Genomic DNA, 22,436 nt, shown 5'->3' with positions numbered 1-22,436 from the left:
GGGCGGCGCCCCCGCCCCGGGCCCCCCCCGACGGGCTCGTCGGTGCGGTGCGGCAGTCGCGTGGGTCAGCCGACTTCCTTCTCCAGTGCCTTGTCGGCGGCGGCCTTGGACGGCTTCCACCAGGTGGTCACCGGCTCCCAGACCCTGACCTTCTTGGTCGCGCCCAGCTGCTTCAGGGTGAACGTACGGCCGTTGAGGTTGGGGTTGGCCGACACCGTGATCGTGTCGACGCGACGCGCCTCCGGGTCCTTGAGATCGGCGATCGTGCGGACGGCCGCGTAGACCGTCTTGCCCGCGCCGACCTTGTACGGGCCGCTCTCGCCCGACGGCACCGGCTGGGCCGCCCCGTCGAGGTCGCCGAAGGTGACCACGGGCAGGCGGTCGATGGTGCAGGTGCGGGTGCCGGTGTTCTTGACGCTGATGTGCACGATCCGCGCGTCCTTCGACTGCTTGGCTGCCAGCTTGAGGACCTTCGACTTGCAGGCCGGGGTCTTCGCGGCGGGCTGGGCGGCCAGCCCCTGCGGAGCGGCGGCGATGAGCAGCGCGGCGCCGGCGGTCGCCACGGTGGAGACGGTGAGCAAGGAACGAATACGCATCGGTGGAATCCCCCAGTTTTGGTCACGTACGGGTACGGCACGCGCAAACGTGACGTCTGCCCAGTGTGACGTCCGGGGTGGGCGCTCGGTTGTACCGGACCGGCGCGTGTTACACGCCCGATGCTCAATCGTCGGCTCCGCATGAACCTGCGTCGTCCGGCAGCGTCCCGTACAGCAGGAAGTCGTCGACCTTCTCGTGCACGCACTTCGACGATCCGTACCCGGTGTGCCCCTTGCCCTTGTTGTCGAGCACGACGGCCGAGGAGCCGAGCCGCTTCGCCGTCTCGACGGTCCAGCGGTAGGGGGTGGCCGGGTCCCCCCGGGTGCCGACGAGCAGGATCTTCGGGGTGTCGACGTCCCGTACCTTCTCGCGGATGAAGTCGGTCCCCGCGGGGCGGCCGTAGCACATCAGCACCTGGGTCAGCCGGTACGCGCCGAAGACGGGGGAGGCGTCCTCGTAGGCCGCCCGCAGTTCCGCCAGGTTGTCGGTGATCTCCCTGGCGGTGGGTCGGTCGGGGTCGTCGGCGCAGTTGATCGCCATGAGCGCGGCCGGGTAGTTGTCCAGCGGCACCTTCTCGGCGTCGACGAGTCCGGCGTGCGGTGCCGGTGTGCCGGACGCGGTGGGTTCGGTGGGCTCGTGCGGGCGGGCCGGTACCGCCGCGGAGGACGGCGCCGACCGGTACGGGGTGGTGTGCGGGGCGAAACCGCCGCCCGAGAGGGCGATGACACCCCGGGTGTCGCCGTCGTGGACGAGCATGTTGAGCGCCTGAGTGAGCAGGGGCCACAGCTGTTCGCTGTAGAGGGCGTGACCGATGGCGCCCACCAGGTCCTGGCCCGTGAAGTCCGCCCCGAAGTCCGACGGGACCGGGGACTCGTCCAGTGATTCGACCAGTGCGACGACCTGCTCACGGGCCGAGCGGGAATCCTGCCCGAACGGGCACGTCAGCTGCTCGGTGCACGCGTCGAGGTAGTCCTCCAGCGCGGTCTGCTGGCCCGCCGCGCCCACCAGCCCCTGCTCGGTCAGCGGCTCGGTGAGGGTGTCCACCCCGTCGAGGACCATGCGGCCCACCTTGTCGGGGAACCGCGCCGCGTAGACCGCGCCCAGCCGGGTCCCGTAGGAGAAGCCGAGGTAGTTGAGCTTCTCGTCGCCGAGGGCGGCGCGCATCACGTCCAGGTCGCGGGAGGCGTCGACGGTGCCGATGTGCGGCAGCACGGGGCCGGAGTTCTTCCGGCACGCGGCGGCGGCCCGCCGCAGCCGCGTGAGCGCGGCCTGCGGGTGGTCGGCGTCGCTCCCGTCGTCGGTCGCCTCCAGCGCCTCCTCGGTGCCGTCGCCGCAGCTGACGGGGGAGGAGCGGCCCACCCCGCGCGGGTCGAAGGAGACGAGGTCGTAGCCGTTGGTGAGATCCATGAAGTCCGCGCCGCTGTAGGCGAGTTCGGGAACGCCCGGGCCGCCGGGTCCGCCGAAGTTCAGCAGCAGGGAGCCGCGCGGGTCGCCGGTGCCCCGGTAGCGGGCCACCGCCAGGTCGAGGGTGCCGGCCGTGGGCCGGGCGTAGTCGAGCGGCACGGTGATCTTGCCGCACCGCAGATCCCTGGGCACCTCCATGCCCTCGCACTTCGACCACTTGATCTTCTGGCGGTAGAAGCGGGTCAGGTCGGCCCGCTCGTCGTCCTGCTTCTTCTCGGCGCTCGCCACCGTGGCCGGCAGCGCGGCCCCCAGCAGGGCCAGCACCGCGACCGCGGCTCCGGCGAGCGGGCGCCGTCTGTGCGTGGACCGCATGCGTGCCTCCAGGGACACCCGGCCGGGCGGCCGGGGACAACCCCCGGATCACCATAGGCGGCCCCTCGCGGGCACGCCTCCCAGCGGGCGGGGCGGCCGCGAGCGCCGTATCCTGCGCCGCTCCCGGCCCCGTACGGCGGCCGGGGGCGGGTCGCTCGTCCGTGTGAAGGGGGCCGCCGGGCGGGCCCGTCGCCCGGCGGGATCGGCCGTTTCCGGCGTCGCGGGCGTGCTCGGGCTTCGGCGAGGATGCTGTGCGGGGCGGGCCGACCACCGCACCCCCGGCCGCCCGGCGGCCGGGCGTCCGCGTCAGCGAAGGAGCGCAGAGATGACCTCCGCGGGGCATCAGGACCTCGTCGTCACCCGGGCCACGCTCGACGACTGGGCGGTGGTCGCCCGATGGGCGGGCGAGGAGGGCTGGAACCCGGGGCTCTCCGACCCCGCGTGCTTCTTCGCGCAGGACCCCGAGGGCTTCTTCATCGGCCGGATCGACGGCGAACCCGTCTCGTCCGTCTCCGTCGTCACCTACGGCGACCACCACGCCTTCCTCGGCTTCTACCTGGTCCGCCCGGACCTGCGCGGCCGGGGCCACGGCCTCACCACCTGGAAGGCCGCACTCGCCCACGCCGGCGACCGCACGGTCGGCCTCGACGGAGTGGTCGCGCAGCAGGACAACTACCGCCTGTCCGGCTTCGAGCCCGCCCACCGCACCTTCCGGTACGCGGGCGTGATCCCCGGGGCGGCCGGCCTGCCCGACGGCATGCGGCCGGTCCGGGACGCCGCGTCGCTGGCCGCCTACGACAGTGCCTGCCACCCGGCCGACCGCCCCCGCTTCCTTCAGCGGTGGCTGACCGCCGACGGACACCGCGCCCTCGCGCGGGTCGTCGACGGGCGGCTCGCCGGCTACGGCGTCATCCGCCCGGGCCGGGACGCCCTGCGGATCGGCCCCCTGTTCGCCGACACCGCCGCCGACGCCCGCGCGCTCCTGACCGGGCTCGCCACCGAGGCGGCGGGCCGTGAACTGGCCATCGACGTGCCGGAGCCGCACACGGCCGCCGTCGCGCTGGTGGAGGAGTACGGGCTGACACCGTCCTTCGAGACGGCCCGTATGTACACCGGCCCGATCCGGCCGTACGCGGCGGAGCGCGTCTTCGGGGTCACGACTCTCGAACTCGGCTAGGCGACGTGGGGGACGGGGCGGCGTCCCCCGCTCCGGCCCGGGCCGGAGCGTTCTCGGCCCGGGCCGGCGGGGCGGCGTCGCCCTTCTTGAACGCCCACTCCATGCGTGGCTCGACGACACAGCGGAACACGGCGCGTACGGGCGCGATGCACAGCAGGGTGATGCCGCCGACCGCGAGGGCCGTCACGGCCAGCTGCCCGAGCGGGGTGTGCGGCCACTCCACGGCGTACCAGTCCCGGAACCGCGCCCACTTGATCACGAAGCCGTGCAGCAGGTAGCCGTACATCGTGCCGGCGCCCAGCGTCGTGAACCACAGGTGCCGGCGCGGCACCCAGGCCAGGAAGCAGGCCGTCAGCAGCACCGCCAGAGCGAACAGGGCGGGCGTGGTCAGCAGGCCCGTCCAGCGGGACACCCCCTGGCCGGTGACACTGCCCCGGTGATAGAACCAGCCCGCGTCGAACCACGGCGCCACCCGGTACGCGGCCGCGAACGCCCCGAGGCCCACCGGGAGCAGACACAGCCGCACCCGGCGGGTGCGCAGCAGCTCGAAGTGCTCGGCCCGCAGCGTCAGCCCGAGGACGAAGAACGGCAGGAACCCCAGCACACGCTGGATGGAGACGTCACCGCCGAGATCCGGTGAGACCGCCGCCAGCATCGCCAGACCCAGCGCGACGGGCAGCGGATGGCGCAGCATCAGCCACAGGGGCGTGGTCAGCCGCCAGATGAACAGGGCGACCAGGAACCACATCACGTACCAGGGATCCAGCAGGCTCAGCGGATAGCCCGGATCGTCCTGCGCCCACCGGTAGAACAGGGTGTACGCCGTCTCGAACACGACGTACGGCAGCACCACCCCCGTCATCAGCCGCTTCAGCCGGCCCGGCGCCATGTCGAAGCTCCGCGAGAAGTACCCGGAGATCAGGGCGAAGGCCGGCATGTGGAACGCGTAGACGGTCAGATACGCGGCCGTCACGGTCCGGCTGCCGTACGTCAGCGGCTCCCACGCGTGCCCGCAGGCCACCAGGACGATGGTCAGGTACTTCGCGTTGTCGAAGTACGGGTCCCGCGAAGCCTGCCTCGGCCGTGACCTCGCGCCCTCGGGCTGGGCCGACGGGCCCGGGGCGGTGTGCGGCACCACGTCTTCGGACATCGGTGAAGGTCTCCGGGCGACGACGACGGAACCCGGACCGCCTGCCCCGTCCCGCCCGTCCCAGTCCTCCTTCCGTCTTTCAGTCCCCGTTCGGCCCGTCCCCGTCCGGCCTCTCGTCCCCGTCCCGCCCGTCCCCGTCCTCCGCGGCGACCGCGCCGCCCGTCCCTGCGTGGAACCGGCGGTGCAGGGCCCGCACCTCCCCGGCCAGCTCCGGCACCGGCCCCTCGACCGTCACCCCGGGCGCGATCTCCCGCACCGGCAGCGTCCGCACCGGTGGCGCGGGCACCCCCAACTCGTCCATCCAGATGCCGAGTTGCTCGGACGAGGCGACGTACACGATGCGGCCGAGGCCCACCCAGGCGTGGGCGGCGGCGCACATCGGGCAGTGCTCGCCCGAGGTGTACACGGTCGCCGCCGCGCGCTCCTCGACGGTGAGCCGTGCCGCCGACCAGCGGGCCAGCTCGAACTCCGGGTGACGGGTGCGGTCGCCACCGGCCACCCGGTTGTGGTCCTCGGCCAGCACGGTGCCGTCACCGCCGACCAGGACCGAACCGAACGGTTCGTCACCGCTCTCCAGTGCCTCGGCCGCGAGCGCGACACAGCGTCGCAGGTACACCAGTTCGGATTCCTTCACCATGGTCGTCCACGCCCTCCTCGAACCGCTCGGCCACCCGTCGGGACGTGCACCTTACGTCGTGTGCCCGATCCCCGACCGCTCGCGCGCGAGCGGCACCCGTGCGGCCGCGCCGGGCGCCCCGGCAGGTGGCGCGGGCACGGGTCCGTATCGCTCCCGATGCGAAGAAGCGGGTGAATTCCGTTGCCAGGGCGAACGACTGGTGATGGAGTGAGCGGTATGGATCACGCTGCTGTGCTGGCACTGTTCGACCGGGACATGCGGGAGGGCGCCCGCCCCGACGGGCCCGGAGCCCGGATCGAGCGCGTGGGCGGGGTGGTGCGCCAGGTCGGGTTCGAGAACGGCTGGAGCGGTGTCGTCTGGTCCGACCTCGACGAGGCGCGGGCGGACGCGGCGATCACCGAACAGATCCGGTACTTCTCCAGCCTCGGCCGCGACTTCGAATGGAAGCTGTACGGCCACGATCTCCCGGTCGACCTGGGCCGGCGCCTGCGCGACGCCGGGTTCACGGCCGCTCCGGAGGAGACGCTGATGATCGCGGAGATCGCCGACCTGAGCCTCGACATCGAGCCGCCCGAGGGCGTACGGCTGCTCCCGGTCACCGACAGCGCGGGGGTGGACCTGGTGGCCGACGTCCACGAGAGGGCGTTCGGCACGGACAGCACCCGGATGCGCCACCAGCTGCTGGCCCAGCTCACCGGGGACCCCGAGTCGGTCGTGGCCGTCGTGGCCCTCGTCGGCGACGAACCCGTGAGCGCCGCGCGGATGGAACTGGTCCCCGGCACGCGCTTCGCCGGCCTGTGGGGCGGCGGTACCGTAGAGGGCTGGCGGGGCCGCGGTGTCTACCGGGCCCTGGTCGCCCACCGCGCCCGCGTCGCCGCCGACCGCGGCTACCGCTACGTGCAGGTCGACGCGCTCGCCACCAGCCGTCCGATCCTGGCCCGCCTGGGCTTCGAGCCGCTCACGACCACCACGCCGTACGAGTACGCGGTCGGGAGCACGGCAGCCGCCTGACCCTCCGGGAGGCGGTCGGCGCCGACCACGTCACAGGTCGAGCTGGTACTCGATGGACGTGTGCGTGGGCCGGTAGCCGAGCGCGTCGTTGACCCGGCGCATCGGGGCGTTCTCCTCGGCGGTGTCGGTGAGCAGCGCCAGGTCGGGGGCCAGGCGGTGGGCATGGAGGACGGCCTGCGCCTTCATCCGGAGCCCCAGCGCGTGACCCCGGTGCCCGGGCAGCACGGCCGTGCCGTAGTGCTGCCCCTCGCGCTCGCCGCCGCCCGGCAGGACGAGTTCCGAGAAGCCCACGACGGTGCCGCTCGACGTGTGCACCGCGGCCACGGTGTACAGCGAGTCGCCGCGCTTCGCGATCGCCTCGGCGGCGGCGACCACGCGCTCCACGTCCCAGACCACCGTCCCGTAGTCGGTGTCGCCCATCGGCATGTCGTCCATCGCGCGGCGTGACGCGGCGTAGCTCAGCGCGAGGTTCTCCGGTACGACGCCCGTCCAGCTGGTCAAGTGGTAGCCGGGACAGGGACGTTCGAGGATCCGCGTGACGTGGTCGGGGTCGATCGCGGCGAGTTCGAGCCGGGCGTACACCAGGGTCAGCACCCGGCGGAATCCGCGTGCCGCCAGGAACGCGTCGCCCGGGGAGCCTTGTCGGGCCTGGGCGACGAGAGCGCGGCGGCCGTCGGCGCGTGCGGAGCCGACCGCCGCGTCGAGGAGCGCCGTGCCGACACCCTGCCGCCGCTCGGCCGGGTGCACGGCGCAGTCCAGCTCGGCCAGATGCTTCTGCCCCTCCTTGGTGAACAGCCGCAGGAAGGCGGATCCGCGGGGGACGCCGTCCGCCTCGGACGCCAGCCAGGCGAGGCGGCGGCTGGACGGGGTGGTGGCGGGGTCGACGAGGGGCGTGACGCGCGGGGGCAAGCGGGCTCCGGGGCTGGTCGGCGGGTGGATGACGAGGCCCGGCGACGCTAGCCGCCGGGCGGCACGCCCCGCAACGCGATTCCGGGCGCGCCCGGCGCCGCCGCTGCCACCACCCGTCCGGCCGCCGCACCCTGCCACCACCCCTCCGGCCGCCGCACCCTGCCCCCGGTCGCGGGTGACCGCCCGCCCGTGGCGGCGGGGACGGCGTGCGGTTCCGCCGCCTGGCATGCGGTCGGCCCCCCGCTCGTCACGCGAGCGGCTCCCCGGCATGGTCCCTCCGGTCGGCCGCCTGCGCGAAGTCGGGGCTCGGGTGTGCGGCGCACCGCAGCGCCCGTCGGATGACCGACGTCGGGTCCCCCTCGTGGTACGGCCGCTCGGACGCTTCGATGCCGTCGAGGAACTCCTGGTAGCGCAGGGCGTACGAGAGGTGCGCCAGGGGCTCGGCCAGGGCGAGTGCGCGGACGGGGTCGCTGGAGGGGGCGTGGGCCCGCCAGGCGTCGGCCCAGACACGGACGGCCGTCGGGCGTACCGCCTCGGGGAGGAAGTCGTGCAGGCGCAGACAGTCCAGCACGGGGTTGCCCCAGTGGGAGTCGGCGAAGTCGACGACGACGGGCGGCCGGCCGTCGCTGCGCCAGTTGCCCGGATGGAAGTCCGCGTGGACGAGCGTGTCGGGCAGCCCGCATTCGGCGAGCCGGTCCCAGCGGTGCGTCAGCTCCCGTGCCCCGTCCCGCTCCTCGTCGGTGAGGCCCAACTCTGCTCGTCCGTCGAGTAGTTCGCGCACCAGATCGCCGAGGGGCCGGTCCCGCCGGTCGCGAAGTCCTGGAGGACGTCGGCCGGCCAGGGCCGCCTGGGCGGCGACGAACCGGCGGACCCCGGCCGCGACCATGGCGTCGTCGGCCGTCCAGCAGTCCTCGCCCGGGATGTGCTCCAGCAGCACGCGCCGCTCGCCCACGGCGAGGACCTTAGGCACGAGATCCGTGTCCACCCCGGCGAACGCGCCGATGACCGCGGCCTCGTCGGAGGCGAAGGGCGGTGTCGCCTTGAGCCAGACCGGCCCTCGGGTGGTGGGCAGCCGGAAGAGTCCCGCCAGGTTCCACGTCCGCCGCTGTTCGACCGGCCCCGTCACCGGCCGCCCCTGCGCGGCGAGTGCGCGCGCGGCCCAGTCCAGCAGTTCCCGCAGCCCGTCGGCCCGCGCCCAGGGTGAGCGCAGGGCGTCCTCCGTCCGCAACAGGCCCTGGTCCAGGGGGCGTTGGCGCAGGGGCCCGGTGCGTGGGCGCCCCGACGCCTCCACGTGGTACGTCACATGCCCGTCTCGGCCGCTCTCGCCGCCGTCCACCTCCAGCAGCCGCAGCACGAACACCGGGACCCCGAGGATGTGCTCCAGTCGCTCCACGACGGGCTCGACCTCGGCCCACCACGGAACGTCGACGGGAAATGGACCGGTGACACCCAGGAAGTCCGCACCCGAGGTCACCCATGCGCTGAAGGTTCGACTCACGGCGACAGTCTGGGGGCCTCGGTCGAAGACGGGCCAGCGAATAACCGTGCGCGGGCCGGGCCGGGCCGGGCTGGGCCGAACCGGGGCCGGCGGCCGGCCCGCCTGAGCGGGTCGGCCGCCGTCACCCCTCGCGGGCGTCCGGTTCTACACCTGCGGCGTGCGGCCCGCACGCGTGGTGCCCTTGGCCGCGGCGCCTGCGCACATCAGCCCCAGCAGCAGTGCCAGGCAGCCGATGATGATGTTGTTGACCACGACACCGGCGTCCGGGCTGTCGCCGACGATCCACGCCGCGACGATCATCCAGACACCCAGCGCGCACATGGCCCAGCTCAGGCCGTACATTCTCTCCGGTGCCGCGGTGAAGCCGAGAGCCAGCAGACCGATGGCGATGCCCACGATGAGGTTGTGGGACGCGAGCGCCGGCTGGCTCGTCGTGTAGTGGAGTATCCACGGGGACACGGCGCAGTACAGACCGAGGAGGAACACCGGTCCGTCCACGAGCGCCACATCGCGGCCTCCGAGCATGCCGGCGAACCGGGCCTGCATTTCGGGTGCGTCGGGGTGGCTGGTGATGTCACTCCTGTGTGAGACGTTGGCCATGACTCGAACTCCCTTGAACTCTGCAGGCCTGACCGCGTCCGGTGGGGTGTGCGGTAAGCGCCGCATATGTTCATTCTGCGCTTATTTTCCCTTTATGTGTAGTCGTCGGAGCCGAGGAAGTGCAGGGAGCGGACCTGCCCCCGAGAAGCGCCGACCGCTCCTCGGAGGCGGGTCCTGGCGGGGGCCGCGCCCTCGACCGGAAGCGCCCCGGCCGTCCGGCCCTCGCGCCTGCTTCTTCGTCGGCCGGGCGGCAGTCGGATGCACCCGGCAGCATGAAACGTTTGTGCGTCGAATACCTGGACGGCCGAGCGGGTTCAGAATCCACTCGCGCCCTTCGGACGGCTGTGCAGCCGGCGCAGCGCCCGCCGGGTGTGACTCCTTGTCGCGCCGGGGCAGACCCGTGCGTTCCGTTGTCGGCGATCCGGCGCCGGGCGATCCCGACGTCCAGGCAACCAACGCGCCGCGCTCGGGCCGGTAGCCGGGCCGGCCGCTCCACACGCCCAGGAACACCTGCTGCGTGACGTCCTCGGCCTCGCCGGTGGCGCCGAGGCTGCGCCGGGCGAGCGCGTGGACCAGAGCGGACCAGCGGTGGTATGCGGCCGCCAGGCAGTCGTCGTCGCCCGCCACCGGGCCCCCGCGCCGGTTCCTCGTCCGCGGGTACGGCGGCGTCACCCACAGGACTCGAAGGCCCCCCACAGGACTCAGATGACTCGCAGGACTCCTGCGGGCGGCTCCGCACGCCGGGCGGTGCGCATGCCGCCGTCGTGCGAGCCCGCGAGGCAGGACTTCACCTCGCATCGCTTGTGCATCATATGATCGCCCCCATGGGTGCGTACGGGGAGGAGAGCCCCGCCGATCCGGGCCTGACCAGCGGTGCCCTGGCACGGCGGCTGGGCGTGTCCCCCACGACGCTGCGGTCCTGGGACCGCCGCTACGGCATCGGGCCCGCGGTCCGCGCGGACGGACGGCACCGGCGCTGGAGCCCGCGGGACGTGGCGGTGGTGGAGGAGATGTGCCGGCTGACGTCCGCCGGGCTGCCACCCGGCGAGGCGGCGCGCGCGGCACGCGCGGGGGCGGGGACCCCGAAGGCGAGAGACGCGGAGGACGGGCGCGCGGGAGCCCGGGTGCCGGACGGGGATCCGCCGCGGCGGCAGCCCGCGTCCGGCCGGCCGTCCCCGGGAGAAGGCACCCGCGAGGAGTGCCGGGGCCTCGCCCGCGCCGCCGTGCGCCTCGACGCCCCGGCGGTGGAGGACCTGTTGGCCGCGGCCGTCGAGCGGCACGGGCTGACGGCCGCCTGGCAGGACGTGATGGTGCCGACGCTGCACGCGGTGGGCCGGAAGTGGGCGTCGTCCGGTGACCGTTACGTCGAGGTGGAGCACCTGCTGTCCTGGCACGTCTCCACCGCCCTGCGCCGCCATACCCGGGCGCCCGCACCTCGCCACGACGCCACCGCCCCGGGCCCGGTCGTCCTGGCCTGCGTGCCCGGCGAACAGCACAGCCTGCCGCTGGAGGCGCTCGGTGCGGCGCTCGGCGAACTGGGCCTGCCCGCCAGGATGTTCGGCTCGGCCGTCCCCGCCGAGGCGCTCACCTCGGCGGTCGAGCGGCTCGGCCCGGCGGCCGTGGTCCTGTGGGCCCAGGCCCGCTCCACGGCGAGCCCGCCCCTGGCCCACCATGTCGCCGCCATGCGCTGGGGCGTCAAGGGCGCCCGCCGCCGGCCGCTCGTCGTGCTCGGGGGCCCCGGCTGGCACGGGCGCCCCACCTCGGGGACGCTCAGGCCGTCCTCGCTCGAAGAGGCGGTGGAGGCACTGTCCGGTCTGTACGGACGGGCGGCCCGGCCGGATCAGGAACTGCGCCCCCGCAGGAACCGCTCCCGTCCCTCCGACAGCTCGACGATCGGCTCCGGATAGTCGAGCGCGGCACGGTCCAGTCCCTGCAGCTTCCAGGGTTCGTGCACCGCCGGTGCCGCGAGGTCCGCCAACTCCGGTACCCAGCGCCGTACGTACTCTCCGTCCGGGTCGTACCGCTTCGCCTGGGTGACCGGGTTGAGGACCCTGTTGGGGCGGGTGTCGGTGCCGGTGCCGGCCATCCACTGCCAGTTGAGCTGGTTGTTGGCCAGGTCGCCGTCGACCAGGAGGTCCAGGAAGTGCCGGGCGCCGACGCGCCAGTCGAGGTACAGGGTCTTGGTGAGGAAGCTCGCCGTCAGGAGCCGGCCCCGGTTGTGCATCCAGCCCTCGTGCCGGAGCTGGCGCATGGCCGCGTCGACCACCGGATAGCCGGTGCGACCCGCCCGCCACGCCTCGACCTCGTCCGGCGCGGTCCGCCAACGGTCGTGCTTGGCACGGTAGTCCACGGTCGCCGCCGCCGGTCGCGCGGCCAGTACCTGGCGGTTGAAGTCCCGCCACGCCAGCTGCCGTACGAACGCCTCGGCGCCCGGACCGCCCACCCGGCGGGAGCGGTGCACGAGTTCGACGGGGGAGAGGGTGCCGAAGTGCAGATGCGGCGAGAGCCGGGAGGTCGCGTCGCCCGCCAGGTCGTCGTGCCGGTCCTCGTACGCCTCGATGCCCGACCGCAGCCAGGCCGAGAACCGGGCGCGGCCCTCCGTCTCGCCGCCCGCCGCCAGGCCGGGCGAGAGGCCGGACAGCCCTGTGCGGGACGGAAGTTCCTCGGAACCGACGCCGTCCGGCACGTGCACCGTCCGCGGCGCGGTCAACGGGTCCCGCAGCCGCCGCCGGGACCAGTGGGAGAAGTACGGCGTGAAGACCGCGAAGTGGTCCGAGGAGGTCGGCAGCACCGCGCCGGGGTCCACGGCGGTCGTCACCGTGTCGTGGACGTGCAGGCGTACGCCCTCGGCCTCCAGCGCGCGCCGCAGCCGTTCCTCGCGACGGTGGGCGTACGCGCTGACGTCGGCCGCGAGGTGCACCTCGTCGGCGTCCGCCTCGCCGGCCACCTTGCACACCTCCTCCACCAGGTCCCCGGAGCGCACCACGAGCCGGCCGCCCCGCTCCCGCAGCCCCGCGTCCAGGTCGCGCAGACAGTCGGCGAGGAACGCCAGCCGGTTGGGTGCGGCGAACCCGGCGCGGTCCACGGCCCGGTCGCGCACGAACAGCGGGACCACCTGCCGCGATCCGTCGAGGGCGGCGCGCAGCGGCGGATGGTCGTGCAGCCGCAGATCGCAGGTGAACAGGACGACCGAGACGTTCATGACGGGCTCCGGGGAGAGGGACGAGGGAGAGGGGAGGAGGGGCTTCGGCTGCTTCCGGCCCTGGGCACCCGGCGGATGCACGGGCCGGGCGCGGGCGTAGGGCGCACATCAGGACAGGGGCGCCCCCTCCCGCTCCCGGGCGGTGGCGTCCGCCACCGCCGCCCGCGCGATGTTGCGGGCCATGCCGCCGAACACGACGGAGTGGAAGGGCGCCACGCTCCACCAGTACGCGTGACCGAGCAGGCCGTGGGGATGGAACAGGGCCCGCTGACGGAACAGGGTGCGTCCCGTGTCGTCGGTGTCCGCGTGCATCTCCAGCCACGCCAGACCCGGCAGCCGCATCTCCGCCCGCAGCCGCAGCAGCCGCCCCGGCTGGATCTCCTCGACGCGCCAGAAGTCCAGCGAGTCCCCCACCCGCAGGCGTGCGGCGTCCCGGCGGCCCCGGCGCAGACCCACCCCGCCCGCGAGCCGGTCCAGCCACCCGCGTACGGCCCAGGCGAGAGGGAAGGAGTACCACCCGTTGTCACCGCCGATGCCCTCGATGACCCGCCACAGCGACGCGCGCGGGGCATCCACGCCCAGCTCGCGGTGGTCGGTGTAGAGGCTGCCGCCGGCCCAGTCGGGATCGGTGGGCAGCGGGTCGCTGGGCGCTCCGGGCAGGGAGGCCGACGACCAGCGGGTGGCGACCTCAGCCTCGCGCACCTTCCGCAGGGCGAGCCGTACGGCCTCGTCGAAACCGACCGGGTGACCGGGCGGATCCGGCACGTACCGGGCGATGTCGTGCTCGCGGCAGACCACCTCGTGCCGCAGCGACTCGGTGAGCGGCCGGGCGAGCGAGGCCGGTACGGGTGTCACCAGCCCGACCCAGTGGCTGGACAGCCCCGGGGAGAGCACCGGCACCGACAGGATGAGCCGGTGCGGCAGCCTCGCGACGACGGCGTAGCGCCGCATCATCTCGCGGTACGTCAGGACGTCCGGGCCACCGATGTCGAAGGTCCGGCTGACGTCGTCCGGCAGCCGGGCACAGCCGACGAGCGCGCGCAGCACGTCCCGGACGGCGACGGGCTGGATGCGGGTGTGCACCCAGCTGGGGGTGACCATCACCGGCAGCCGCTCGGTGAGATAGCGCAGCATCTCGAAGGAGGCCGACCCCGAGCCGATGACGACCGCCGCCCGCAGCACGGCGGTGGGCACACCGCAGTCCATCAGGATCCGGCCGACCTCGGCGCGTGAGCGCAGATGAGGCGAGAGTTCCCGCTCCGGTACGTCGTACGGGGTGAGGCCGCCCAGGTACACGAGCCGGCGCACCCCGGCGGTCCGGGCGCTCTCTCCGAAGATCCGCGCCGCCCGCCGGTCCGTCTCCTCGAAGTCCTTGCCGGTCCCCAGCGCGTGCACCAGGTAGTAGACGATGTCGACGCCCCGCATCGCCCGGGCCAGGGACTCCGCGTCGGTGACGTCGCCGCGGACCAGCTCGACGGCGTCGGCCCACGGGTGGTCGCGCAGCCGTTCCGGTGAGCGGGCCAGACAGCGCACCCGTAGGCCCGCCTCCAGCAGCTCGGGGACGAGCCGCCCGCCGATGTACCCGGTCGCGCCGGTCACCAGGCAGAGCGGTCCACTGTCGCGTGCGTCTCCCGTCATGGGCTCCTCGGTTCCTCGCGTCGGCGTCCCCCCGTCATCCCTTCCACCGCGAGAGCGGTCGTGGATGCGCCGGAGGGGTGCCGCCGCGCGATCGGGTGATCGGTACGACGGCTACGCTGACCGCGTGGCCACTGTGAACGACCCCGGGCGCCGGGCGGGTGGGGACGGGTCCGGCCGCCCCGCGGCGGCGACCGACCTGCACGCCTTCGCCGTCGCGCTGCGCCGGATGAACGGCGAGATCAACCGGCTGGTGCACGCGTTCGCGGGCGATCACGGGCTGCACGCGACGGACGTCCAGGCCCTCGCGGCGATCCTGGACGCGGACGCCCCCATGACACCGAAACGCCTGCGTGAACACCTCGGCCTCACCTCCGGTGCCGTCACCGCCTGCGTGGACCGGCTGGAGCGCGCCGGACACGTCCGCCGGGTCCGGGAGAGCGCCGACCGCCGAGTGGTCCACCTGTACTACGCGGCCGACGCGCGCTCGGTCGCCCGTACCTATTTCCGGCCCCTCGCGGAGGCGACCGAGGCAGCCCGCTCGCGGTTCACCGGGGACGAACTGGTCGTGGTGCTGCGCTTCCTCGCCGCGATGAACGAGGAGCTGGGCGCCGGCCCCGACCCCGCCCGCTGACCGGGCGGGGCACGGTGCATCCAGGGGCCGGGTGCGGGCGGAAGAACGGGTGCTGTCTATGATCGCCGCCGTAACAAGTTCAATGATTGAGATTGTTTTTCATTGAGTTAGTTGTCCCGTCGACTGTCGGCGACCCGTCCGCCCCGGAGCCTGGAGCACCATGTCCACCACCCCTCGACGCGCCCGCCGGCTCGTTCCCCTCCTGCTGATCGCCGTCTGGCTCGTCGTCGGAGGAGTCCTCGGCCCCTACGCCGGACGCCTCGGCGAGGTCGCCACCAACGACCAGGCCGCGTTCCTGCCGCGCAGTGCGGAATCCACCGAGGTCATCGCCGCGCAGCGGGCCTTCCGGCAGGACGAGACGCTCGTGGCGATCGTCGTGTGGACCGGCGAGGGCCTGGCCGAGCGGCGCGCCGCGGCCGACCGGGCGCTGGCCTCCCTCGACGGCACGCCCGGCGTGACGGGACAGGTCTCGCCCGCCCTGCTCTCCGAGGACCGGGCGGCACTGCGCGGTGTCGTCCCGCTGCGGCCCGACCTCGGCGACGCCCTGCCCGGCACCCTGGAACGGATCCGGGCCGCGGCGGAACGCGTTCCCGGCACCACCGTCCAGCTGGCGGGCCCCGCCGCCAGTCAGGCGGACCTCACCGACGCGTTCGCCGGGATCGACGGCCTGCTGCTCGCCGTCGCGCTCCTGACCGTGCTGGTGATCCTGCTCCTCGTCTACCGCGGCGTGCTGCTCCCGCTGGTGATCATCCTGGGCGCGGTGTTCGCCCTCGGCCTCGCCTGCGCGGTCGTGTACGCGCTCGCCGACCAGGGCATGGTCCGCGTCGACGGCCAGGTCCAGGGCATCCTGTCGATCCTCGTCATCGGCGCGGCCACCGACTACGCCCTCCTGCTCACCGCCCGGTTCCGGGAGGAACTCGGCGCGCACACCGACCGGTTCGCCGCCATGCGGGCCGCCCTGCGGCAGTCCTGGGGCGCCATCGTGGCCAGCGCCGCGACCGTCGCCCTCGGCCTGCTCGCCCTGCTGCTCAGCGACCTCACCAACAACCGTGCGCTCGGCCCGGTCGGCGCCATCGGCATCGGCTGCGCCGTCCTCGCCACGCTCACGTTCCTGCCCGCCGTCCTCGTTGCGCTCGGCCGCGCCGCCTACTGGCCCGCCCAGCCGGGCGGTCCGTCGGCCACCCCGCGCGCCGGTGAGGGCGTGTGGCGGCGGGTCGCGGGCCTCGTCGACCGGGCGCCGCGCCGGGTGTGGGCGCTGACCCTGGCCGCGCTGCTGGCCGGGGCCGCCTTCGCGCCCACGCTCACCTCCAGGGGCGTCCCCCTGGACGAGACCTTCGTCAACGACGCGCCCTCCGTCGCCGCCCAGAAGACCCTCGGCGCCCACTTCCCCGGCGGCTCGGGCAACCCCGCCGTCGTCGTCGCGGACGCCGGCCGGCTGGAGCGGGTGCTCGCCGCGGCCCGTGCCACCGACGGCGTCGCGACGGCGGCCGCCGTCGACCGGACCGGCCGACCCGGCGGCGAGCCCCTGGTCGTCGACGGGCGGGTACGGGTCGACGTCACGCTGGACGCCGCCGCGGACAGCGAGGCCGCGAAGCGGACGGTGGCCCGCCTGCGGACCGCCCTGCACGCCGTGCCCGGTGCCGAGGCCCTCGTCGGCGGCTACACCGCACAGCAGTACGACACCCTGCGCACCGCCGAACGCGACCGCACGCTGATCGTCCCCGTCGTCCTCGCCCTCATCCTGCTCATCCTGACGGGCCTGCTGCGCTCCCTGCTGCTGCCCGTCCTGCTGGTCGCCACGGTCGCCCTGAACTTCCTCGCCACACTGGGCGTCGCCGCGCTCGTCTTCCAGCACGTCCTCGGGTTCACCGGCACCGACCCCTCCGTGCCGCTCTACGGGTTCGTCTTCCTGGTCGCGCTGGGCGTCGACTACAACATCTTCCTGATGTCCCGGGTCCGCGAGGAGTCACTGCTGCACGGCACGCGCCAGGGTGTGCTGCGCGGTCTGGTCGGTACGGGCGGGGTCATCACCTCCGCGGGCGTGGTGCTCGCCGCGACCTTCGCCGCGCTGGGCGTCATCCCGCTCGCCTTCCTCGCCCAGATCGCCTTCATCGTGGCCTTCGGCGTCCTCCTCGACACCCTCGTGGTGCGTTCGCTCCTGGTGCCGGCGCTGGTACGGGACCTCGGCGAGCGCGCATGGTGGCCGGGGAACGTGGGGTCCGGCGAGACGACGGCACACGGTGACCGATGACCAGCGACCGATGACCGATGACCGATGACAAATGACCGATGACCGATGGGGTGCCCGGGCCGAATCGTGCCGGGCATCCCACGGCCGGTGATGCACCGGTGTTGTGCGATGCGGCTGTTCCGTCGGCGACGCGCTGCCGAATGCGCGCCGCTTTCCGGCCCGTTCGAGCGTTTCCCTGACGCGCTGTCGTGAAATGCGATGGTCCGCGATACGAGACCCCATCGGGTTCTTCTTGACGGTCGTCGTCGACGGCTGTCACGATCGACTCCATGAAGATGCGACTGGACCTCACGCGGCGACGCCATGTCGACCTCGCGCGCGTCTCCAGCGCCTCCTGTCGCTCCGCGGCCTGATCACCTCTTCCGATCCGCCGCGCATTTCCGCTTTCCGCGCCTGAATTCACCCTGCCCGCGCACTCCTTGAAGCGAACGCGCTCCTTCACAGGCGTCCCGCGCACCCCCTGATTCCGAATTCGGCGTGCCCGGAAACATTCCGCGGCATTCCGCGACCGGGACCGAGCGGAGCAACGGCTTCGACCATGCCCCGGCCGGGTCCGAGCCGTTCACGTCGGGCCAGGCGCGCGCAGGCCAACCGCCCCGACCCACCCGGTACTTCAGACCACCTCCTTGCGGGGCGCCCGTCCGCTCGGGCTCCCCGTGCTCCCAGAAAGAGGGCCCATGGCCACCGTCCTGTCCGTCTCCGGCAGCCCGTCCGTCTCCTCCCGCACGGCGAAGCTCGTGCGCCACCTCGACGCGCGTCTGGTCGCCCAGGGCCACGAGGTCGTCCCGCTCGACATCCGCACGATCCCGGCCGAGGCCCTGCTCGGAGCGGACTTCAGGCATCCGGCCATCGTCGAGGCCACCGAACTCTTCGAGCGGGCCGACGGGATCGTCATCGGCACCCCCGTCTACAAGGCCGCCTACTCCGGAGTCCTCAAGGCCCTGCTCGACCTGCTCCCGCAGTACGCCCTCACCGGCAAGACCGTGCTGCCCCTGGCCACCGGCGGCACCACCGCCCATGTCCTCGCCATCGACTACGCGCTGCGGCCGGTGCTCAGCTCCATGGGAGCCCGGCACATCGTCCCCGGCTGGTTCACCCTCGACAAGGACATCGCCGTGGCGGAGGACGGCAGGGTCACGGTCGCCCCGGCCACGGCCGAGGCCCTCGACCAGGTCGTCGACCAGTTCCTCACCGCCCTCGGCCCGGCGCCGGTACTGGCCGCCGCGAGCTGACACGTGACGCGGCGCCGGACCGGACCCGGCCGGACGGCGACCGGGACGACCTGCAGCCGCGGACACCCCTGATCGGAGACCCCACGTGTCCCTCACCTTCCACTGGTTCCTGCCCACCAACGGCGACAGCCGCCACGTCGTCGGCGGCGGCCACGGCACCCCCGCCACCGCCTCCGGCCGGGACCGGCCGCCGACGGTCGCCTACCTGGGCCAGATCGCCCGCGCCGCCGAGGACCTGGGATTCGTCGGCGCGCTCACCCCCACCGGTGCCTGGTGCGAGGACGCCTGGCTGACCACCGCGATGGTCAGTCAGCACACCGAACGCCTGAAGTTCCTGGTGGCCTTCCGCCCCGGCTTCGTCTCGCCCACCCTCGCCGCCCAGATGTCCTCCACCTTCCAGCGGCACACCGGCGGACGGCTCCTCCTCAACGTCGTCACCGGCGGCGAGAGCCATGAGCAGCGCGCCTACGGCGACTTCCTCGACAAGGACGCCCGGTACCGTCGTACCGGCGAATTCCTGCACGTCGTCAGGGAGTTGTGGGAGGGCGCGACCGTCGACCTCGACGGCGAGCACCTCCGGGTCGAGGACGCGAGGCTGGCCCGGCTGCCCGACCCGGTGCCCGAGGTGTACTTCGGCGGCTCCTCGCCCGTCGCCGGGGAGATCGCCGCCCGGTACGCCGATGTCTACCTCACCTGGGGCGAACCGCCGGCCAGGGTGGCCGAGAAGATCGCCTGGATCAAGGGGCTGGCGGAGAAGGAGGGCCGCACCCTGCGCTTTGGGATCCGGCTGCACGTCATCACCCGCGACACCGCCGCGCAGGCATGGGCGGAGGCGAACCGGCTGCTCGACGGCTTCGACGCCGAGACCGTACGGTCCGTGCAGGCCGGACTCGCCCGCAGCGAGTCGGAGGGCCAGCAGCGCATGCTCGCCCTGCACGGTGGCAGCCGCGACGGCCTGGAGATCCACCCCAACCTCTGGGCCGGCGTCGGCCTGGTGCGCGGCGGCGCGGGCACCGCGCTGGTCGGCAGCCACGACGAGGTCGCCGACCGCGTCAAGGAGTACCACGCCCTCGGCATCGACGAGTTCGTCCTCTCCGGCCACCCCCACCTGGAGGAGGCGTACTGGTTCGGCGAGGGCGTCCTCCCGCGCCTCGCCGCCCAGGGCCTGTGGCAGCACCCCTTCACCCGGCCACCGGCCGCCTCGGCACAGGTGCCGTTCGCGAGCCGGCCGGCGTGAGCCGCGACGCTCACACCGCGCGTTCCATGCACACCAGTCGCTCCCGCTCGTCCCACGACTCGGTGACGTGGAAGCCGAGTCGCCCGTAGAGGGCGATGGCCCCGGTCCGCCACTGCCACACCGACAGCCCTACGGTGTCCGCGCCGAGGTCGGCGGCATGCGCGAGGGCGGCGTCGAGGAGGGCGGTGGCAGCGCCCCGGCCCCGGAACGCCGGGTCCGTCCACAGTCTCTTGATCTCCGACCGTCCGCCGGTGGGGGCGGTCACCACCACGCAGCCCACCGCGGTGTCGCCGTCCAGTGCCAGCAGCACGACATCGCCGGCGAACGCGGATCCCGGGTCGGTGATCTCCGCCCGGTAGCGGTCCGGCAGCTCCGCCGCATCGGTGACAGGGGCGCCCTTCTCTGCCTCCGTCCGCAGGTGGTAGGCGGCCAGCAGCGGGGCCGGGCCGCCCCCGGTGGAGGCGGTGCGGCCCGGCCACCGGACGACGGAGACAGCGCGCTGATCGGTCATGACGCCAGCATCACATGGCACCGGCCGGGCCTCGCACGAGCCCGGGGCGCCCGGGGTCAGTAGGCGGCCGACAGGGAGCCGAGGTGGGCCCGGCGCACCTCGGCGGTCTGGCCCTGCACGAGCAGGAACAGGGCCTCGCGGGCCAGGCGTTGCGCCCGGTTGTCCAGGTCGAGGGCGCGTCCGCCGCCGGCGACGACCGCGGCGGTCGTCGCCGTGCGCATCAGGTCGAACGCCTTGGTCTTCAGGGCGAGCCGCTCCTCCATGTGCTCGTGGGGCGCCGGATGGTCGGCGAGGGCGTACGCCTGCCGCCGCACCTTGTCCACCCTGAGGCGCAGCCCCTTGGTCAGGGGATCGTCCTGGTCCAGCAGGGCGAGGGCGGACTCGGCGACCCCGAACACCGCCGGTGAGGCGTTGGTGGGCTTGGGGCGGTCGCCGGCGGCCCAGGACTCGTACGGGGCGTGCAGGGCCACCGCGTCGTCGGGGATCCACAGCCCGTCGAGGTGGAGCGAGACCGTACGGGCGGCCGTGAGCGCCGCGAGCCGCAGGGGCGCGGAGGCCTTCAGCCCGGACTGCTCCCTGGCCTCGGTGAAGGCGAACACCACCTCGTCCGCGTCCGTCACCCCGGCCAGCAGCATCACGTCGTTGAGGCCCCACCCCGTGTACCAGGGCACCGTGCCGTGGAACAGCCAGCCACCGCGCTTCGGCACCGCCCGGACCGGTACCTGCGGGTACCTGCGCAGATGTGCGTACGCGACGCCGGACAGCAGTTCGCCGCCGGCCAGCTTCCCCAGCAGGCGTTCACGCGCGGGGAGTTCGCTCCGCATCAGGGTCAGCACGGGCGTGTGGTGCTGGGTCTGCACGAACCACGTGGAGCAGCAGGCCCCCGCGAGGATCTCGGCGGTCTCCCGCGCCACGGAGGGGGGAGCGCCCGACCCGCCGTACGCCACCGGCGCGCTCACCCCGAGCAGCCCCGAGCGTTTGATCGCCTCGACGCTGTCGGCGGGCACCCCCTCCTGGTCGACGCGCTCCGCCCGAGGCGCGAGCACCTCGGCGGCGAGTCGGCGCGCCTGGACGACGAGGGGGTGTGGTGACGTGGTCATGGAGTGATTCTCCCCGGCTCCTGCCCCAAAGATCACATCATCGGGGCCGGAGCATCATTCTCTTTCCCCGGCCGGCCTTCTCGCGGCGCACCTGACCTGCCGTCATACGAGTTGACTGGTCTACACCCTTGACTGGTACAGACCAACGCGGTTGAGTGTGCCCCACATCCCCCACCGCGGCCGTTCCACGCCGTGACCGGCCCCGTCGGCGCGTGCGCGCGAGGTCCCGCCCCCTTGTGCCTTCGGGTTCTCGCCCGGGTGCGGCCGTGCTCCACGAAGGAGTTGGTCCCGTGTCGAGGCGCCGTATCTCCGCCGTACTGACCGCGCTGGTCATCGGCGGATCCACACCGTTGTCGCTGCCCGCCCAGAGCGCGTCCGCGGCTCCCTGTTCCAGCTACGCGAGCTGGGTGGCCGGCAGGCCCTACGTCACCGGCGACATCGTGCGCTACACCGACGGCAAGGCGTACGTGGCCGAGCACGACAACCCGGGGTACGACCCCACCATCAGTACCTGGTACTGGGAGCCGTACGCCTGTGACAACGGGCCCGGCAACCCCTCCGGATTCGTGGTGAGCGAGGCGCAGTTCAACCAGATGTTCCCCAACCGGAACTCGTTCTACTCGTACAGCGGGCTGCGGGCGGCCATGAGCGCCTACCCGGCCTTCGCCACCACCGGCAGCGACACCGTCAGGAGGCAGGAGGCCGCCGCCTTCCTGGCCAACGTCAATCACGAGACCGGCGGTCTCGTCCACATCGTCGAGCAGAACACCGCCAACTACCCCACCTACTGCGACTGGAGTCAGTCCTACGGCTGCCCGGCGGGGCAGGCGGCCTACTACGGGCGAGGTCCCATCCAGCTCAGCTGGAACTTCAACTACAAGGCGGCCGGTGACGCGCTCGGCCTGAACCTCCTGGGCAACCCCTGGCTGGTGCAGAACGACTCGACCGTCGCCTGGAAGACCGCCCTGTGGTACTGGAACACCCAGCGGGGCCCCGGCTCGATGACCGGCCACAACGCGATGGTCACCGGTGCGGGCTTCGGGCACACGATCCGCAGCATCAACGGCTCGCTGGAGTGCGACGGCAAGAACCCGGCGCAGGTGCAGAGCCGGGTGAGCGCGTACCAGCGGTTCGTCCAGATCCTCGGCACCTCGGCGGGCGGCAACCTGTACTGCTGAGGCCCACACCGATCTGATCCAGGGTGTCATGCACCTGACTTTCCCGCAGGGCCCCGCCGGTCACGGCCGGGCCCCGCGACCCCCTGCCGCATCCGTGCGCC

General features: G+C 73.4%; 20 protein-coding genes and 1 pseudogene. 9 read left to right on the top strand and 12 right to left on the bottom strand.

Annotated features, from left to right (window positions below):
• Positions 1 to 65: 65 nt before the first annotated feature.
• Together ACWCRJ_RS27555 and ACWCRJ_RS27550 are read right to left on the bottom strand one after the other, a co-directional pair.
• Complete coding sequence (locus tag ACWCRJ_RS27555) at positions 66 to 596, bottom strand: DUF4232 domain-containing protein (protein ID WP_450941823.1); 531 nt, start codon at positions 594 to 596, stop codon at positions 66 to 68.
• A 124-nt stretch (positions 597 to 720) separates the two neighbouring features.
• Positions 721 to 2,373, bottom strand: coding sequence for an alpha/beta hydrolase (locus ACWCRJ_RS27550; protein WP_450941822.1), 1,653 nt, complete (start codon positions 2,371 to 2,373; stop codon positions 721 to 723).
• Positions 2,374 to 2,698: 325 nt separating this feature from the next.
• Between ACWCRJ_RS27550 and ACWCRJ_RS27545 the strand changes: the two genes are divergently transcribed.
• Entirely contained in the window at positions 2,699 to 3,550 is an 852-nt protein-coding gene (locus tag ACWCRJ_RS27545; RefSeq protein ID WP_450941821.1) for a GNAT family N-acetyltransferase, read from the top strand.
• Here the strand turns inward: ACWCRJ_RS27545 and ACWCRJ_RS27540 are convergent.
• Positions 3,528 to 4,700, bottom strand: a complete 1,173-nt coding sequence (locus ACWCRJ_RS27540; protein WP_450941820.1) for an acyltransferase family protein — start codon at positions 4,698 to 4,700, stop codon at positions 3,528 to 3,530. The two genes, ACWCRJ_RS27545 and ACWCRJ_RS27540, sit on opposite strands and share 23 nt — an antisense overlap.
• Before the next feature lie 79 nt (positions 4,701 to 4,779).
• Positions 4,780 to 5,337 carry a nucleoside deaminase gene (locus ACWCRJ_RS27535; RefSeq protein WP_450941819.1) on the bottom strand — a complete coding sequence of 186 codons (558 nt, stop codon included), beginning with the start codon at positions 5,335 to 5,337 and terminating at the stop codon, positions 4,780 to 4,782.
• Positions 5,338 to 5,553: 216 nt separating this feature from the next.
• Here ACWCRJ_RS27535 and ACWCRJ_RS27530 point away from each other — a divergent pair, with 216 nt between their 5' ends.
• Entirely contained in the window at positions 5,554 to 6,348 is a 795-nt protein-coding gene (locus tag ACWCRJ_RS27530) for a GNAT family N-acetyltransferase (RefSeq protein ID WP_450941818.1), read from the top strand.
• Between the two features lie 30 nt (positions 6,349 to 6,378).
• Here ACWCRJ_RS27530 and ACWCRJ_RS27525 read toward each other — a convergent pair whose 3' ends face one another.
• The 4 genes and pseudogenes from ACWCRJ_RS27525 to ACWCRJ_RS27510 form a co-directional block, all read right to left on the bottom strand.
• Complete coding sequence (locus ACWCRJ_RS27525) at positions 6,379 to 7,257, bottom strand: GNAT family N-acetyltransferase (protein WP_450941817.1); 879 nt, start codon at positions 7,255 to 7,257, stop codon at positions 6,379 to 6,381.
• A gap of 247 nt (positions 7,258 to 7,504) precedes the next feature.
• Entirely contained in the window at positions 7,505 to 8,755 is a 1,251-nt protein-coding gene (locus tag ACWCRJ_RS27520) for an aminoglycoside phosphotransferase family protein (protein WP_450941816.1), read from the bottom strand.
• Positions 8,756 to 8,899: 144 nt separating this feature from the next.
• The gene (locus ACWCRJ_RS27515; protein ID WP_450941815.1) at positions 8,900 to 9,355 is read right to left on the bottom strand and encodes an SPW repeat protein; all 456 of its coding nucleotides are present in this window, start codon (positions 9,353 to 9,355) and stop codon (positions 8,900 to 8,902) included.
• Positions 9,356 to 9,767: 412 nt separating this feature from the next.
• Positions 9,768 to 10,031 (bottom strand): annotated as a pseudogene (locus ACWCRJ_RS27510) (sigma factor); the annotation flags it as partial.
• A gap of 148 nt (positions 10,032 to 10,179) precedes the next feature.
• Between ACWCRJ_RS27510 and ACWCRJ_RS27505 the strand changes: the two are divergent.
• Positions 10,180 to 11,262, top strand: a complete 1,083-nt coding sequence (locus tag ACWCRJ_RS27505; RefSeq protein WP_450941814.1) for a MerR family transcriptional regulator — start codon at positions 10,180 to 10,182, stop codon at positions 11,260 to 11,262.
• On the opposite strand, the gene ACWCRJ_RS27500 is transcribed toward ACWCRJ_RS27505, so the two are convergent.
• The gene (locus ACWCRJ_RS27500; RefSeq protein WP_450941813.1) at positions 11,196 to 12,557 is read right to left on the bottom strand and encodes a cryptochrome/photolyase family protein; all 1,362 of its coding nucleotides are present in this window, start codon (positions 12,555 to 12,557) and stop codon (positions 11,196 to 11,198) included. The genes ACWCRJ_RS27505 and ACWCRJ_RS27500 overlap by 67 nt on opposite strands.
• Positions 12,558 to 12,665: 108 nt before the next feature.
• Complete coding sequence (locus tag ACWCRJ_RS27495) at positions 12,666 to 14,195, bottom strand: SDR family oxidoreductase (RefSeq protein WP_450941812.1); 1,530 nt, start codon at positions 14,193 to 14,195, stop codon at positions 12,666 to 12,668.
• 124 nt (positions 14,196 to 14,319) lie between these two features.
• On the opposite strand from ACWCRJ_RS27495, the gene ACWCRJ_RS27490 reads away from it, so the two are divergent.
• The 5 genes from ACWCRJ_RS27490 (at position 14,320) to ACWCRJ_RS27470 (ending at position 19,546) form a co-directional block, all read left to right on the top strand.
• Positions 14,320 to 14,826 (top strand): MarR family winged helix-turn-helix transcriptional regulator, encoded by a 507-nt coding sequence (locus ACWCRJ_RS27490; RefSeq protein WP_450941811.1) that lies wholly within the window; start codon positions 14,320 to 14,322, stop codon positions 14,824 to 14,826.
• A 160-nt stretch (positions 14,827 to 14,986) separates the two neighbouring features.
• Positions 14,987 to 17,077, top strand: a complete 2,091-nt coding sequence (locus tag ACWCRJ_RS27485) for an MMPL family transporter (RefSeq protein ID WP_450941810.1) — start codon at positions 14,987 to 14,989, stop codon at positions 17,075 to 17,077.
• Positions 17,078 to 17,346: 269 nt separating this feature from the next.
• Positions 17,347 to 17,430 carry a putative leader peptide gene (locus ACWCRJ_RS27480; RefSeq protein WP_351096744.1) on the top strand — a complete coding sequence of 28 codons (84 nt, stop codon included), beginning with the start codon at positions 17,347 to 17,349 and terminating at the stop codon, positions 17,428 to 17,430.
• 324 nt (positions 17,431 to 17,754) lie between these two features.
• Entirely contained in the window at positions 17,755 to 18,309 is a 555-nt protein-coding gene (ssuE, locus tag ACWCRJ_RS27475; RefSeq protein WP_450941809.1) for an NADPH-dependent FMN reductase, read from the top strand.
• Positions 18,310 to 18,394: 85 nt separating this feature from the next.
• Positions 18,395 to 19,546 carry an LLM class flavin-dependent oxidoreductase gene (locus tag ACWCRJ_RS27470; RefSeq protein ID WP_450941808.1) on the top strand — a complete coding sequence of 384 codons (1,152 nt, stop codon included), beginning with the start codon at positions 18,395 to 18,397 and terminating at the stop codon, positions 19,544 to 19,546.
• Between the two features lie 10 nt (positions 19,547 to 19,556).
• Here ACWCRJ_RS27470 and ACWCRJ_RS27465 read toward each other — a convergent pair whose 3' ends face one another.
• Both ACWCRJ_RS27465 and ACWCRJ_RS27460 read right to left on the bottom strand, forming a co-directional pair.
• Positions 19,557 to 20,057, bottom strand: coding sequence for a GNAT family N-acetyltransferase (locus tag ACWCRJ_RS27465; protein WP_450941807.1), 501 nt, complete (start codon positions 20,055 to 20,057; stop codon positions 19,557 to 19,559).
• Positions 20,058 to 20,113: 56 nt separating this feature from the next.
• Positions 20,114 to 21,157, bottom strand: a complete 1,044-nt coding sequence (locus ACWCRJ_RS27460) for an acyl-CoA dehydrogenase family protein (RefSeq protein ID WP_450941806.1) — start codon at positions 21,155 to 21,157, stop codon at positions 20,114 to 20,116.
• A 290-nt stretch (positions 21,158 to 21,447) separates the two neighbouring features.
• On the opposite strand from ACWCRJ_RS27460, the gene ACWCRJ_RS27455 reads away from it, so the two are divergent.
• Positions 21,448 to 22,335, top strand: a complete 888-nt coding sequence (locus tag ACWCRJ_RS27455; protein ID WP_450941805.1) for a glycoside hydrolase family 19 protein — start codon at positions 21,448 to 21,450, stop codon at positions 22,333 to 22,335.
• The last annotated feature ends 101 nt before the right edge of the window (positions 22,336 to 22,436 follow it).

The organism is Streptomyces sp. NPDC002324 (genome assembly GCF_053593335.1).
This window is presented reverse-complemented; position numbering and strand designations above follow the sequence as displayed.